Origin of the sequence: Pseudomonas sp. HR1, from assembly GCF_030175875.1 — a bacterium.
Lineage (GTDB): Bacteria > Pseudomonadota > Gammaproteobacteria > Pseudomonadales > Pseudomonadaceae > Chryseomonas > Chryseomonas oryzihabitans.
On sequence record NZ_JASNRF010000005.1, the window covers coordinates 100,562 to 114,752 of the forward strand.

Annotated in this window: 17 protein-coding genes; 7 read left to right on the forward strand and 10 right to left on the reverse strand. The window is 65.6% G+C overall.

Annotation, left to right across the window (positions count from 1 at the left end; all coding sequences use genetic code 11):
* The first annotated feature begins 55 nt into the window (after positions 1-55).
* Genes QKY98_RS18250 through QKY98_RS18260 form a run of 3 tightly spaced genes read left to right on the forward strand, consistent with a single transcriptional unit; the run spans position 56 to position 1,381 of the window.
* Positions 56-310, forward strand: coding sequence for a hypothetical protein (locus tag QKY98_RS18250; protein ID WP_007161594.1), 255 nt, complete (start codon positions 56-58; stop codon positions 308-310).
* Positions 307-870 carry a lipocalin family protein gene (locus tag QKY98_RS18255; RefSeq protein WP_007161595.1) on the forward strand — a complete coding sequence of 188 codons (564 nt, stop codon included), beginning with the start codon at positions 307-309 and terminating at the stop codon, positions 868-870. Before QKY98_RS18250 ends, QKY98_RS18255 begins: the two co-directional genes overlap by 4 nt.
* Positions 871-886: 16 nt before the next feature.
* Positions 887-1,381 carry a YbhB/YbcL family Raf kinase inhibitor-like protein gene (locus tag QKY98_RS18260; protein ID WP_027602891.1) on the forward strand — a complete coding sequence of 165 codons (495 nt, stop codon included), beginning with the start codon at positions 887-889 and terminating at the stop codon, positions 1,379-1,381.
* A gap of 17 nt (positions 1,382-1,398) precedes the next feature.
* Here QKY98_RS18260 and QKY98_RS18265 read toward each other — a convergent pair whose 3' ends face one another.
* Positions 1,399-2,202 (reverse strand): cysteine hydrolase family protein, encoded by an 804-nt coding sequence (locus QKY98_RS18265; protein WP_284671363.1) that lies wholly within the window; start codon positions 2,200-2,202, stop codon positions 1,399-1,401.
* A 132-nt stretch (positions 2,203-2,334) separates the two neighbouring features.
* On the opposite strand from QKY98_RS18265, the gene pip reads away from it, so the two are divergent.
* The 4 genes from pip (at position 2,335) to mdoH (ending at position 8,058) form a co-directional block, all read left to right on the forward strand.
* Entirely contained in the window at positions 2,335-3,300 is a 966-nt protein-coding gene (gene pip / locus QKY98_RS18270) for a prolyl aminopeptidase (RefSeq protein WP_027602893.1), read from the forward strand.
* Positions 3,297-3,734 (forward strand): D-aminoacyl-tRNA deacylase, encoded by a 438-nt coding sequence (gene dtd, locus QKY98_RS18275; protein WP_284671364.1) that lies wholly within the window; start codon positions 3,297-3,299, stop codon positions 3,732-3,734. Before pip ends, dtd begins: the two co-directional genes overlap by 4 nt.
* 213 nt (positions 3,735-3,947) lie before the next feature.
* Positions 3,948-5,468 carry a glucan biosynthesis protein G gene (locus tag QKY98_RS18280; protein WP_186354039.1) on the forward strand — a complete coding sequence of 507 codons (1,521 nt, stop codon included), beginning with the start codon at positions 3,948-3,950 and terminating at the stop codon, positions 5,466-5,468.
* Entirely contained in the window at positions 5,461-8,058 is a 2,598-nt protein-coding gene (mdoH, locus tag QKY98_RS18285) for a glucans biosynthesis glucosyltransferase MdoH (RefSeq protein WP_027602896.1), read from the forward strand. The genes QKY98_RS18280 and mdoH overlap by 8 nt, the downstream gene beginning before the upstream one ends.
* Positions 8,059-8,129: 71 nt before the next feature.
* Here the strand turns inward: mdoH and QKY98_RS18290 are convergent, their stop codons facing one another.
* The 9 genes from QKY98_RS18290 to ubiE form a co-directional block, all read right to left on the reverse strand.
* A complete protein-coding gene (locus tag QKY98_RS18290; RefSeq protein WP_144961964.1) occupies positions 8,130-8,840 on the reverse strand; it encodes a 16S rRNA (uracil(1498)-N(3))-methyltransferase in 711 nt (236 codons plus the stop codon).
* The gene (gene tatC / locus QKY98_RS18295) at positions 8,837-9,634 is read right to left on the reverse strand and encodes a twin-arginine translocase subunit TatC (protein ID WP_027602898.1); all 798 of its coding nucleotides are present in this window, start codon (positions 9,632-9,634) and stop codon (positions 8,837-8,839) included. The genes QKY98_RS18290 and tatC overlap by 4 nt, the downstream gene beginning before the upstream one ends.
* Positions 9,631-9,987 carry a Sec-independent protein translocase protein TatB gene (tatB, locus tag QKY98_RS18300; protein WP_007161604.1) on the reverse strand — a complete coding sequence of 119 codons (357 nt, stop codon included), beginning with the start codon at positions 9,985-9,987 and terminating at the stop codon, positions 9,631-9,633. The genes tatC and tatB overlap by 4 nt, the downstream gene beginning before the upstream one ends.
* A gap of 9 nt (positions 9,988-9,996) precedes the next feature.
* Positions 9,997-10,263, reverse strand: a complete 267-nt coding sequence (locus QKY98_RS18305; protein ID WP_027598925.1) for a twin-arginine translocase TatA/TatE family subunit — start codon at positions 10,261-10,263, stop codon at positions 9,997-9,999.
* Between the two features lie 27 nt (positions 10,264-10,290).
* Positions 10,291-10,623, reverse strand: coding sequence for a phosphoribosyl-ATP diphosphatase (locus QKY98_RS18310; RefSeq protein WP_007161606.1), 333 nt, complete (start codon positions 10,621-10,623; stop codon positions 10,291-10,293).
* The gene (gene hisI / locus QKY98_RS18315) at positions 10,616-11,017 is read right to left on the reverse strand and encodes a phosphoribosyl-AMP cyclohydrolase (protein ID WP_058791511.1); all 402 of its coding nucleotides are present in this window, start codon (positions 11,015-11,017) and stop codon (positions 10,616-10,618) included. The genes QKY98_RS18310 and hisI overlap by 8 nt, the downstream gene beginning before the upstream one ends.
* A gap of 135 nt (positions 11,018-11,152) precedes the next feature.
* Positions 11,153-12,751, reverse strand: coding sequence for a ubiquinone biosynthesis regulatory protein kinase UbiB (ubiB, locus tag QKY98_RS18320; protein WP_007161608.1), 1,599 nt, complete (start codon positions 12,749-12,751; stop codon positions 11,153-11,155).
* Positions 12,748-13,383, reverse strand: a complete 636-nt coding sequence (locus tag QKY98_RS18325) for a ubiquinone biosynthesis accessory factor UbiJ (RefSeq protein ID WP_037007730.1) — start codon at positions 13,381-13,383, stop codon at positions 12,748-12,750. Before QKY98_RS18325 ends, ubiB begins: the two co-directional genes overlap by 4 nt.
* A complete protein-coding gene (gene ubiE, locus QKY98_RS18330; protein WP_007161610.1) occupies positions 13,383-14,153 on the reverse strand; it encodes a bifunctional demethylmenaquinone methyltransferase/2-methoxy-6-polyprenyl-1,4-benzoquinol methylase UbiE in 771 nt (256 codons plus the stop codon). Before ubiE ends, QKY98_RS18325 begins: the two co-directional genes overlap by 1 nt.
* Positions 14,154-14,191 lie beyond the last annotated feature (38 nt).

Sequence of the window (14,191 nt, forward strand, 5' to 3'; positions counted from 1 at the left end):
CCCTGGCGGCCGGGCGGGCTCTATAGCCTTGCCGTCAGGATGGAGGAGCAGAGGTATGAAAGGGCGCTTGGCGCTGTTGCTGGTGGGCAGTCTGATGCTGGCCGGCTGCGGCAAGGTCAATCAGGAAAACTATTCCCGGCTCAAGGCCGGCCAGACCAAGGCCGAGGTGGAGCAGATCCTGGGTGCACCCACGGAATGCGCGGGTGCCCTGGGCGTCACCACCTGTACCTGGGGCGATCGCGGCTCCTTCATCAGCGTGCAGTATCTCAACGATAAGGTGGCGATGTTCGCCGGGCAGGGTCTGCGATGAAAACCTCTACCAAACTGCTACTGCTGGCGGGTGCCGCCGGACTGCTCGCGGCCTGCGCCAGCGGCCCGCGCGAAGTCCCGCCGCTCACCGCGGGCAATGTCGACCTGCAGCGCTACCAGGGACACTGGTACGAGGTGGCGCGGCTGCCGATGTTCTTCCAGCGCAAGTGCGCCCAGTCCGAAGCCAACTATCACGTCATGGCCGACGGCTCGGTCGCCGTGTTCAACCGCTGCCGTACCCTGGACGGCAAGGTGGAGGAAGCCACCGGCACCGCCACCCCCATCAAGCCGGGCGTGACCGATCGCCTGGAAGTGCGCTTCGATACCTGGTTCAGCGGTGTCCTGCCCAATGTCGCCAAGGGACCCTACTGGATCCTCTATGTCGACGACGACTACAAGACCGCCCTGGTCGGCAGTCCGGATCGCAAGTACCTCTGGTTGCTGGCGCGCAAGCCCGACATTTCCGCGGCGCAGAGCGAAAAGCTGCTGCGCATCGCTCGCGAGAAGGGCTACAACCTCAATCGTCTGGTCTGGCGCGAGACCGACGCCCACATGCCCTAGGCCACAGGAGCTCTCCGTGAAACTCTGGACCGATGCCTTTTCCGACAACGCCTTCATGCCCAAGCGCCACGAATTCGACGTGGCCGACTTCGGTGCCCACGGCGACAACATCTCGCCCGCGCTGCAGTGGTCCGATCTGCCGGCGGATACCAAGAGCCTGGCGCTGACCGTCTACGATCCGGACGCCCCCACCGGCAGTGGGTTCTGGCACTGGGTGGTGGTCAACATCCCGGTCGGTACCCAGGGCCTGGCGGAAGACGCCGGCCGCGCCGATGGCTCGGGTCTGCCGGCGGGCGCCCTGCAACTGATCAACGACTATGGCACCCGCGGCTTCGGCGGGGCGGCGCCGCCCAAGGGTGACAAGCCGCACCGCTACATCTTCCAGCTGCATGCGCTCAAGGTCGATCAGCTGCCGGTGCCGGCGGACGCGACCAATGCGGTCGGTCGCTTCATGATCCACCTCAACCAGCTGGCTTCGGCGACCTACACCGGTCTTTACGAGATCAAGTAGGGCCGCGGACGGACGGGCTAGAGCACGTCCGTCGAGGTCGCCAGGCGGATGCCGGCGGCGCGCATCTCGGCGAGGAAGGCGTCGCCCTGGGCTTCGAAGCCCGGCACCGAATGACTGCAGTCGGTCAGCAGCACCAGGTCCTGGCGCCTCTCACGCGGCCAGAATTCCAGCAGATCGCGAACGGTGCTGGCCACGCAGTGCGAAAGCGCCTCGCCGGCGATCAATAGGGTATCGGCCGCCTGGAGGCGGTCGATCAGGCCAGCGTCCACCGCGGTGCCCGGGTCCGCCGGATCCGGGACCTCGGCGCGCAGCGCCGAATAATGTTCGGTATGGGGATTGCCGCCCTTGGCGATGAAATCCACCAGGCGTCCCTGCTGCCGGCCCCAGGCATTGAGCGCCTGATGGACATCCTGCTGCACCCCATGGCCCCAGCCGCCCACCAGGCAGTGCTCCGGCCAGATCACCAGGCGATAGCGACCCCCGGCTTCCAGCGCCTGCACATAGGCCAGCGCCCGGGCACGTTCGGCTGGATCACGGGTCTGCCAGCGACCGCTGGCCACCTCGTCCGCACCGATCTGGGTAAAGGGCGCCGGTGGCTGGCCCTGGGCATCCTGCCAGCCGTGCGGATGGGCGATGTGCAGCGGCTGATGGGAGTCCAGGGTCACCTGCACCCCGCTGAGGCGGGCACCCAGGCGCTCGATCAGGGCCGCGACGCGCTGCAGCCCGGCCACCGCACCGGGCACCGGCAGGGCCGCACCCGGCAGGTCGCAGAAATCGTTTTGCGGATCGATCAGCAGCAACTGCAGCTTGGCATGGGACATGGCGATCTCCTCTGGCGACTGGCCGTCGATGGTGCGGGTGCCACTGGACGCGAAGCAAGCCCGGGTAGCGTGGAAACCCGGTAAGGTGCAGGTCTATGATGAAGGGGCCGACCCTGCCCCGCGGAGCGCGACATGCTGAATCTGTATCCGGAAATCAAGCCTTACGCCCGCCACGAGCTGGCCGTCGAAGCGCCCCATGTGCTCTATGTCGATGAGAGCGGCTCGCCGGATGGTCTGCCGGTGCTGTTCATCCATGGCGGACCCGGCTCCGGATGCGATCGCTTGAGCCGGCGCTTTTTCGATCCCAATCTCTACCGCATCGTCACCTTCGATCAGCGCGGCTGCGGTCGCTCCACGCCCTATGCCAGCCTGGAGAACAACACCACCTGGCACCTGGTCGAGGACATCGAGCGCCTGCGCGAACACCTGGGCATCGAGCAATGGGTGCTGTTCGGTGGCTCCTGGGGGTCGACCCTGGCGCTGGCCTATGCCCAGCGCCATCCCGAGCGGGTCAAGGCCATGGTCCTGCGCGGCATCTTTCTCTGCCGCCCGGTGGATCTGCAGTGGTTCTACCAGGAAGGCGCGAGCCGGCTGTTTCCCGATTTCTGGCAGGACTATCTGCACCCCATCGCCGAGGAAGAGCGCGGCAACCTCATCCAGGCCTACTATCGCCGCCTGACCGGTCCGGACGAACTGGCACAGATGTCCGCCGCGCGCGCCTGGTCCTGCTGGGAGGGGCGTACGGTGACCCTGAGGCCCAATCCCGACGTGCTGGAGAAATTCAGCGAGCACGCCCTGGCCATCGCCCGCATCGAGTGCCACTACTTCATCAACAATGCCTTCCTCGAGCCCGACCAGCTCCTGCGCGACATGCCCCGGATCGCCCATATCCCGGCGGTGATCGTGCACGGCCGCTACGACATGGTCTGCCCGCTGGACAATGCCTGGGCCCTGCACCACGCCTGGCCGGGCAGCGAATTGCAGATCATCCGCGACGCCGGTCATGCGGCCAGCGAGCCCGGTATCTGCGACGCCCTGGTGCGGGCGACCGATCAGATCGCCCGCCAGCTGCTCGATCTGCCCCAGGAGGCCGAGTGAAGGCGCTGCTGCAAAGGGTCAGCCGCGCCAGCGTCGAGGTTGAGTGCCATACGGTCGGCGCCATAGGCGCGGGCCTGCTGGTCCTGGTCGGTATCGAGCCGGCGGATGACGAGGCCGCCTGCAGCCGCATGCTCAAGCGACTGCTGGAGTACCGGGTGTTCGCCGACGGCGAGCAGCGCATGAATCTGTCCCTGCAGGACGTTGGCGGCGGCTTGCTGCTGGTCTCCCAGTTCACCCTGGCCGCCGATACCCGCAGCGGCCGCCGGCCGAGCTTTTCCAGCGCCGCGCCACCGGCTCAGGGCGAGCGGCTGTTCAACCATCTGGTAGGCCTCGCCCGCGACCTTCATCCCGAGGTCCAGACCGGTCGTTTCGGCGCCGACATGCAGGTTTCCCTGGTCAACGACGGACCAGTGACATTTTTATTGTCGATTTAGTGAGGGCGCCCCTTACAGCGCCCTGCCAAGTGTCTATGATTGCGCAGTTCGAGTTTGAACGGTCGTCCAACTGGGGAATCATTGACCCCTGCGGGAGTCGGACCTCTGCCTATCCGTTTCGCGACCACCCGTCGCCAAACGTATTCGTACGCTGATTTAGGAGGCTGCGTGTTATCTCATTCCAAAGTTAAGCCGGGCAAGCAGGGCTTCGCCCTGATCGGGCTCTCCGTCGCTCTGGGTCTGTTCAGTGCCCAGGCCCTGGCCTTCAGCCTGGACGACGTGGCCGCCAAGGCCAAAGAACTCTCCGGCCAGAAATTCGTCGCGCCCAAGAGCAACCTGCCCGCATCCTTCAGCGGCATGAAGTATGCCGACTATCAGCAGATCACCTTCAATCAGGACAAGGCCTACTGGAAGGATGCCAAGACGCCCTTCCGCCTGAATTTCTATCACGAGGGCATGCACTACAGCGTGCCGGTGAAGATCAACGAGGTCACCGCCAACAATGTCGAAGAGATCAAATACGATCCCTCGATGTTCAACTTCGGCAACCTGCAGGTCGACCAGGCCCAGCTCAAGGATCTCGGCTTCGCCGGATTCAAGGTGCTCTATCCGCTGAACAAGGCGGACAAGCATGACGAGCTGATGACCATGCTCGGCGCCAGCTATTTCCGCGTGATCGGCAAGAACCAGGTCTATGGCCTGTCCGCCCGTGGCCTGGCCATCGACACCGCGCTGCCGTCCGGCGAGGAATTCCCGCGCTTCACCGAATTCTGGGTCGAACAGCCCCAGTCGGATCGCCGCAACCTGGTGATCTATGCGCTGCTCGATTCGCCGCGCGCCACCGGTGCCTATCGCTTCGTGCTGACTCCCGGCAAGGACAGCACCGTCGACGTCGAAGCCAAGGTGTTCCTGCGCGACAACGTCAACAAGCTGGGCATCGCGCCGCTGACCAGCATGTACCTGTTCGGCCCCAACCAGCCGAGCGCCCAAGTCAACTATCGTCCGGCGCTGCACGACTCCAACGGTCTGGCCATCCATGCCGGCAACGGCGAGTGGCTGTGGCGTCCGCTGAACAACCCGCGCCGCCTGTCGGTCAGCACCTACACCATCGAGAATCCGCGCGGTTTCGGTCTGCTGCAGCGTGGCCACGAGTTCTACAAGTACCAGGACCTGGACGAGCGCTACGACAAGCGTCCCAGCGGCTGGGTAGAGCCCAAGGGCGACTGGGGCAAGGGTCACGTCGAGCTGGTGGAAATCCCCACCCCGGACGAGACCAACGACAACATCGTGGCCTTCTGGACGCCGGACACCCTGCCGGAGAAGGGCCAGCCGATCGATGTCAGCTATCGCCTGCACTTCACCACCGACGAACCCAACCTGCACACCAAGGACTTGGCCTGGGTCTCCCAGACCCGTCTGTCCACCGGTGACGTGCGCCAGTCCAACCTGGTGCGCCAGACCGATGGCAGCCTGGCCTACATCATCGACTTCGAAGGTCCGAACCTCGATGACCTGCCCGAGGATTCGCAGGTCGGCTCCCAGGTCAGCCTGGATGCCAACGGTGAACTGGTCGAGAACTCTGTGCGCTACAACCCGGTTACCAAGGGCTATCGCCTGACCTTGAGACTCAAGGTCAAGGATCAGACCAAGCCGGTGGAAATGCGCGCCAACCTCGCCCAGGGTGACAAACCGCTCAGCGAAACCTGGACTTACCAGCTACCTGCCAATGAATAACACCACCCGCGATACCTCGGTCGCCGCTGCTGGCGACTACCTCGAACACCTGCCGTTGCCCGCCGGGCAACGGCAGGTGCTGGACCAGACGGCGGACGTCGAGTCGCTGCACCGGCAACTGGCCGGTGCCCGCGGCGAAGGCGCCCAGGGTGCCGAGGCGGTGATCGCCTCCACCGAAGCGCGTCTGGCCGCCGGTTGGGACGATACCCTGGAGGATGGCGAGCTGCTGGGCAGCGATGCCCAGGGTCGCGTCTTCATCAAGGCCACCCCGCCCATGACCCGCTCCATGATGGTGCCCGATCCCTGGCGCACCAATCCCGTGGCGCGGAGCTGGAAGCGGCTGCTCGGCCGCAAGGATCACAGCCGCTGGCAACCCGATCCCGAAGCCGATGCCCATGCGCACTGGCGCAAGGTAGGTTCCTTCCGGCGCTTCATCCTGCTGATCCTGATGCTGGTGCAGACCGGCATCGCCACCTGGTACATGAAGGCCGTGCTGCCCTATCAGGGCTGGGCGCTGGTCGATCTCGGCGAGGTCTACCGTCAGGGCTGGGGCGAGTCCATCCGCCAGGTACTGCCCTATGTGGTGCAGACCAGCATCCTGCTGCTCTTCGCCCTGCTGTTCTGCTGGGTGTCCGCCGGTTTCTGGACCGCTCTGATGGGCTTCTGGCAACTGCTCAGCGGCCGCGACAAGTACAGCATCTCGGCCAGTTCCACCGGCACCGAGCCGATCGATCCCCAGTCGCGTACCGCCCTGGTGATGCCCATCGCCAACGAAGACGTGCCAAGGGTCTTCGCCGGTCTGCGCGCCACCTACGAGTCGGTCCGCGCCAGCGGCGAGCTGGAGCACTTCGACTTCTTCATCCTTAGCGACAGCAACGATCCGGACAAATGCGTAGCCGAAGAAAAGGCCTGGCTGGAGCTGTGCCGCGAGGTTGGTGGCTTCGGCCACATCTTCTATCGCCGTCGTCGTCGTCGGGTGAAGCGCAAGAGCGGCAACATCGACGACTTCTGCCGTCGCTGGGGCAGCCAGTACAAGTACATGGTGGTGCTCGACGCCGACAGCGTCATGAGCGGCGAATGCCTGGCCAGCCTGGTCCGGCTGATGGAAGCCAATCCGCGTGCCGGCATCATCCAGACCGCGCCCAAGGCGTCCGGCATGGACACCCTGTATGCACGCCTGCAGCAGTTCGCCACCCGCGTGTACGGACCGCTGTTCACCGCCGGCCTGCACTTCTGGCAGCTGGGTGAATCCCACTACTGGGGCCACAACGCCATCATCCGGGTCAAGCCGTTCATCGACCACTGCGCCCTGGCACCGCTGCCGGGCACGGGTTCGTTCGCCGGTGCGATTCTCTCTCACGACTTCGTCGAAGCGGCGCTGATGCGGCGTTCCGGCTGGGGCGTGTGGATCGCCTACGACCTGCCGGGCAGCTACGAAGAACTGCCGCCCAACCTGCTGGACGAACTCAAGCGTGACCGTCGCTGGTGCCATGGCAACCTGATGAACTTCCGGCTGTTCCTGGTCAAGGGCATGCACCCGGTACACCGCGCGGTGTTCCTCACCGGGGTGATGTCCTACCTGTCGGCGCCGCTGTGGTTCCTCTTCCTGGTGCTGTCCACGGCGCTCTTGGCGATCCACAAGCTGCTGGAGCCCCAGTACTTCTTCCAGCCCCGCCAGCTGTTCCCGGTCTGGCCCCAGTGGCATCCGGAGCAGGCCATCGCGCTGTTCTCCACCACCCTGATCCTGCTGTTCCTGCCCAAGCTGCTCAGCGTGGTGCTGATCATCGCCAAGGGTGCCAAGGAATTCGGTGGCGGCCTGCGGCTGTTCCTTTCCATGATGCTGGAGATGCTCTTCTCGGTGCTGCTGGCACCGGTGAGGATGCTGTTTCACACGGTGTTCGTGACCGCCGCCTTCCTGGGCTGGTCGGTGCAGTGGAATTCGCCCCAGCGGGACGACAACGACACGCCCTGGAGCGAAGCCTTCCGCCGCCATGGTTCGCAGATGCTGCTCGGTCTGATCTGGACCGCCGGCGTGGCCTGGCTGGATCCGCGCTTCCTCTGGTGGCTGTCGCCCATCGTGGTGTCGCTGATCCTGTCGGCACCGGTGTCGGTGATTTCCAGCCGGACCAACCTGGGTCTGGGCAGTCGCCGCCATCACCTGTTCCTGATCCCGGAAGAGTATGCACCGCCGCGCGAGCTGGTAGCGACCGACGAGTACCTGCACCTGAACAACCGCAACGCCCTGACCAGGGGCTTCCTGCGCGCCACCGTCGATCCGGTGCTCAATGCCCTGGCCATCGGCATGGCCCGCGGTCGCCACGGTAAGGTGGTGGAGCCGGCACGCCGGCTGCGCGAAGAGCGGGTGGCCCGGGTCCTGGCCGCCGGTCCCGAGAAGACCAAGGGTGACGACCAGTGGCGTCTGCTAAGCGATCCGGACGGCATGGCGCAACTGCACCTGCAGGTCTGGAAGGCTGAAGAGCACCGCAACTGGCGGGAAGCCTACGCCACCCTGCGGCCGCGCTCCCACAGTGACTCGGCCGCGGATGCCGCAGCCAGTCCGGCCAGCCTGACCCCGCGGCCCGCCTCCTGAGGCGGCGCTCCGCGCATTGAAAAAGCCCCGGTGTCGCGAGACGCCGGGGCTTTTTCTTGTCCGTGGTCGGGCTAGAACAGGCGGGCGAGGAGGGCGGGTACGGCGTTCTCGACGCGCAGGATGCGCTCACCGAGCTGTACGGGCGCCAGACCCGCTTCCTGCAGCTTTTCGACCTCATAGGGTATCCAGCCACCCTCGGGACCGATCGCCAGCGTCACGGGCTCGTTGAGGGCGCGAGGGCAGGCCGGGTAGTTGCCCGGATGACCGACCAGGCCGCGGGTGCCGGCGACGAGCGCGGGCAGGCGATCCTCGACGAAGGGCTTGAATCGCTTTTCGATCAGCACCTCCGGCAGCACCGTGTCCCGGGCCTGCTCCAGTCCCAGGCGCAATTGCTCCTCGATAGCCGCGGGCTCGAGGAACGGGGTCTGCCAGAAGCTCTTTTCCACCCGGTAGCTGTTCAGTAGCACCAGGCGCGCGACGCCCATGGCGGACACGGTCTGCAGTACCCGGCGCAGCATCTTGGGACGGGGCAGGGCCAGCAGCAGAGTGAGCGGCAGCTTGGCCGGCGGTGGCTGGTCGAGGGTGACGGTCAGGCAGGCCTGGCCGGCGTCGAGGGACTCGATCTGGCCGGTACCCATCAGGCCATCCAGGAGGCCGACGCGCATCCGGTCGCCGGCAGCCGCCTGGTGAACCTCGCGCAGATGGGCGAGACGGCGTGGATCGCGCAGCACGACCCGGTCAGCGGCCATGAAGTCGGCCGCTTCGAGCAGGATCAGATTCACGGACGTTCGGCGGGCGGTTGGGCTTCGGGGGCGGCGTCTTCGTCGCCCAGCGGGCGCTCGCGCTTCTGCACGAAGCGGCCAAATAGCAGGCCGATCTCGAACAGCAGCCACATGGGTACGGCCAGCATGGTCTGGGAGAAGACGTCCGGCGGGGTCAGGATCATGCCGACCACGAAACAGCCGATGATGACGTAGGGGCGGATCTTCTTCAGGTAGGCCACGTCGACCACGCCGATCCAGATCAGCAGCACGGTGGCCACCGGAATCTCGAAGGCGACGCCAAAGGCGAAGAACAGCGTCAGGATGAAATCCAGGTAGGCGTTGAGATCCGGCATCATCATGGCGCCTTCCGGCGTGATGCTGCTGAAGAAGTGGAAGATGATCGGGAACACCAGGAAGTAGGCGAAGGCCATGCCGGCGTAGAACAGCACGATGCTGGAGATCAGCAGCGGGATGGCGACCTTCTTCTCGTGACGATAGAGCCCGGGCGCGACGAACCCCCAGACCTGGTGCAGGATCACCGGCATGGCGATGAACAGCGACACCACCAGCGTCAGCTTGAAGGGCGCCAGGAACGGCGAGGTGACGTCCGTGGAGATCATGGTCGCGCCCTCGGGAAGGACGCGGCGGATCGGCTCGGAGGCGAAGGCATAGATCTTCTGGGCGAAGTAGAACAGCCCGAGAAAGATCAGAAAGGTCGCCAGCACGCATCGGAGGATGCGGGTGCGCAATTCGGTGAGGTGCGAGACCAGGGGCATTTCCTGGTCATCGTGTTCGGAAGGCTTGTCGCTCATGGTGCTCTTGGCGGCGTCTGGGGCGGATCCTGCGGGCGTTCGGCAACCACGTCCTGGGGCATGGGCGGAGCAACGGCGGCCGGTGGGGTCTGGGCTTCCGGGGTGGAGGCGGCAGGCTTGGGCCGGTTGTCGCGCTGTTCCATGGACAGGATATGCTCGTTGCGCAGTTGCTGGCGAATTTCGTCAGCGCCGATCTCGCGCTCCACTTCCTGGCGGATGCTGTTGAAGCTGCGCCTCAGGCGACCGATCCACAGACCCGCGGTGCGCGCGGCACCGGGCAGGCGTTCCGGGCCCAGCACCAGCAGGGCGACGAACCCCACCAGCATCATTTCGGGAAAGCTGATTCCGAACATGGCGGGGCCTTAGTCCTTGCGCACCACCGGCTCTTCGACCTTGCGGTGCTCGGCATCGAAGGTCTGGGGGCGATTCAGGGGAGCGTTCGGGTTGGCCGTGCTGGCGGTGGACGCCGGCTGTTCGGCCTTGTCGTCCTCGTCGGTGTGCATGGCCTTGCGGAAGCCCTTGATGGCTTCGCCCACGTCGGAGCCCAGATGCTTCAGGCGTTTGGTGCCAAAGACGATCACCACGACGAGCAGGATGACGATCCAGTGTTTCCAGTCGAAGATACCCATGGTCTTTCCTCGTTGCGAAGCTTGGGGTCAGGATTGAGTGCGGGCGGCCTTTTCGGCGTGCCCGGAGAGGCCGAAACGACGATCCAGCTCGTCCAGCACGGCCTGGGGATGCTGGCCCAGGGCCGAGAGCATGATCAGGCTGTGGAACCAGAGGTCGGCGGTCTCGTAGATGACGTCGTCGTATTGCTGGCTGATGGCGGCGTCCTTGGCGGCGAGAATGGTCTCGACGCTTTCTTCGCCGACCTTTTCCAGGATCTTGTTCAGACCCTTGTGGTAGAGGCTGGCCACATAGGAGGAGTCCGGGGCGGCCTGCTTGCGTTCTTCCAGCACCTGCGCCAGGCGCGCGAGGGTGTCAGTCATGGCCGTGCCCTCCGGCATAGATGGCACTGGGGTCCTTGACCACCGGATCGACGGTCTCCCACTGGCCCTCGCGCAACACGCGATAGAAGCAGCTTTCCCGGCCGGTATGGCAGGCGATGCCACCGAGCTGTTCCACTTGCAGCACCACCACGTCGGCATCGCAATCCAGGCGCAGCTCGAGGACGCGCTGCACGTGCCCGGATTCCTCGCCCTTGCGCCACAGCCGGTTGCGCGAACGCGACCAGTAGACGGCACGGCCTTCGGCAGCGGTCAGGGCCAGGGATTCGCGGTTCATCCAGGCCATCATCAGGATGCGCCCCGAGGTGGGGTCCTGGGCGATGGCCGGTACCAGGCCATCGCTGTTCCAGTGGATCTCGTCTAACCAGTCGCTCATCGGTCTGTTCAGTACTACGAATTTAGGGTACCAGCCTCGCACAAGACGCGGCTCGAATACAGCGGCAGGGCACCAGTGGCTGAGGGCGTGTATTTCGCCCGATAAAAATGACAGGACGGTTACAGCTTAAGGAGTTCAGCGCCTGATCACCAGAACCAGGCCGCCGACCAGCATGGCCCAGGCCGGCCAGGCATGGGGCTGGGGTTCGAGACCCAGCTGGGCGGCGCCCACCAGCAGCACCGCGCCTATGACGCGCACGATCCAGTCGTCGCGGCGATCCCCCCAGGGATTGGGCGGGTCCTTGCGGTGGGGCTGGGTGATGCGTTCCAGGGTGTCGCGGGCCATCTGCGCCAGATGCGGGATCTGCTCCAGTTGCTGCTGGATGTTGCGGGCGACCTGGGGCGGACTCAGCCGCTTGCGCATCCACTTTTCCAGATAGGGCTTGGCGGTGGACCAGAGGTCCAGGTCCGGATAGAGCTGGCGGCCCAGGCCTTCGATGTTGAGCAGGGTCTTCTGCAGCAGCACCAGCTGCGGCTGGATTTCCATGTTGAAGCGGCGTGCCACCTGGAACAGTCGCAGCAGCAGCTGCCCGAAGGAGATGTCCTTGAGCGGTTTCTCGAAGATGGGTTCGCAGACGGTGCGGATGGCCGCTTCCAGTTCGTTGACCTGGGTGTTGGCCGGTACCCAGCCGGAGTCGATGTGCAGCTGGGCGACCTTGCGGTAGTCGCGCTGGAAGAAGGCCCAGAGGTTGCGCGCCAGGTAGTCCTGGTCCTCGGGGGTCAGGCTGCCGATGATGCCGCAGTCCACCGCGATATAGAGCGGATCCCAAGGCTTGGCGGTGCTGACGAAGATGTTGCCCGGGTGCATGTCGGCATGGAAGAAGCTGTCGCGGAACACCTGGGTGAAGAAGATCTCCACGCCGCGCTCGGCCAGCAGCTTGAAGTCGGTGCCCTGGTCGCGCAGCGCGGCCAGGTCGGTCACCGGGATGCCGTAGATGCGCTCCATGACCAGCACCCGCTCGCGGCACCAGTCCCAGTACACCTGGGGCACATAGAGGCGCTCGGAACCGTCGAAATTGCGTCTGAGCTGGCTGGAGTTGGCGGCTTCGCGCAGGAGGTCCAGTTCGTCGTAGATGGTCTTCTCGTAGTCGCTGACCACGTCCATCGGGTGCAGGCGGCGGGCTTCGGCGGACAGCCGCTCGGCCATGCGCGCCAGCAGGAACAGCCAGGCGATGTCCTGGCTGATGATGCCCTTCAGGCCTGGCCGTACCACCTTGACCACCACCTCTTCGCCGGTGCGCAGCTGGGCGGCATGCACCTGGGCCACCGAGGCCGAGGCCAGCGGCTGGTGGTCGAAACGGGCGAAGGCCTGCTTGATGGGGACGCCGAGTTGCGACTCGATAAGCGCCACGGCCTTTTCCGGTGGAAAGGGCGGGACCTTGTCCTGCAGGAACATCAGTTCGTCGGCGATATCCTCGGGCATGAGGTCGCGGCGGGTGGAGAGGATTTGGCCGAACTTGACGAACACCGGGCCCAGGCCTTCCAGCGCCAGGCGCAGGCGGGCGCCGCGCGGCAGGGTCTTGCTCGGCCGCGGCAGCCAGCGCCAGGGCAGCACATAACGGGTGGCGCGCAGGTACCAGGGCAGCGGCAGGGCGTAGACGATGTCGTCCAGCCGATAGCGGATCACCACGAAGAAGATCCGCAACAGGCGGTTGAGGGCAGCGAACAGCTTCATTCGTCGGGGTTATCCCTGGCGTTGCGGGCGGTGCCCAGGCGGGCGAGACGGGCGTCGAGACGATCCACGTCCAGGCGCAGGGCATCGATCTCGGCGAAGCGGGCCTCGCCTTCCAGGCGGCCGACCAGCTGACGACTCTCTTCGTTCAGCCAGTTGGACAGCGTCAGCTGCAGACTGTCACGACTCTGTTCGCCAAGGGCCTGGCCACGCCGGGCCAGATCGCCGAGCAAGGCCGCGGGCAGCGGGCCGAGCCAGCGACTGACCTCGTGCTGCCAGTCCAGCTCGAGCTTCTGCAGGATGTCGGACAGCTCGATCAGCAGGGTGCTGTCGCCTTCCAGGCGGACGTCCGGCTGGTGCAGCACCCGCTGCTTGTCGCGGGCCAGGGCCAGCTCGGCCAGGCGCGTCGCCGGGGCGCTCAGGGTGCAGTCGATGTCGCCCTCGTGATGGGCGGCGAAGTGCAGGCCGTCACCCGCGGGCAGGATGTAGAGGCGCAACGCCGGTTGCCGGGTCTGGACCGCGATCACCCGGCCGGTCAGGCCGGCCAGTCGCGGCAGCGCCACCGGATCCAGCGCCAGCAGCGGATTCAGGCCACGCTCTAGCGCGGCCAGCAACGCCTGGGTGACGAGGGCCATCAGGGCTTGATGCCGCGGTGCAGGGCGACCACGCCGCCGGTCATGTTGTGGAAGGTCACCCGGGCGAAGCCGGTCTCTTCCATCATGGCCTTGAGGGTCTGCTGGTCGGGGTGCATGCGGATGGATTCGGCCAGGTAGCGATAGCTGTCGGCGTCACCGGCCACCAGCTTGCCCATCAGCGGCAGGAAGCCGAAGGAATAGGCGTCATAGGCCTTGGACACCAGCGGATTGGTGGGCTTGGAGAATTCCAGCACCAGCAGCCGGCCGCCGGGCTTGAGCACGCGCAGCATGGAGGCCAGCGCCTGGTCCTTGTGGGTGACGTTGCGCAGACCGAAGGCGATGGTGATGCAGTCGAAGTGGTTGTCGGGGAAGGGCAGCTTCTCGGCATCGGCCTGAACGAAGCGCACGTTGCTGGCGACGCCTTCGTCGAGCAGGCGGTCGCGTCCGACCCTGAGCATGGAATCGTTGATGTCGGCCAGGACCACCTCGCCGGTGGGGCCGACCAGGCGGGCGAACTGCTTGGTCAGGTCGCCGGTACCGCCGGCGATGTCCAACACTCGGTTGCCGCGGCGCACGCCGGAGAGTTCGATGGTGAATCTCTTCCACAGCCGGTGGATGCCCGCCGACATCAGGTCGTTCATCACATCGTACTTGGCCGCGACCGAATGGAAGACTTCCGCGACCTTGTAAGCCTTCTGGCTCTCCGGAACGCTCTGGTAGCCGAAGTGGGTCTGGGATTCGGCCTCGGGGCCTTTGCGCGGATCGCTCATGGGGCTACACCTGGGACAGGGACAAGAGGGCATTCTAG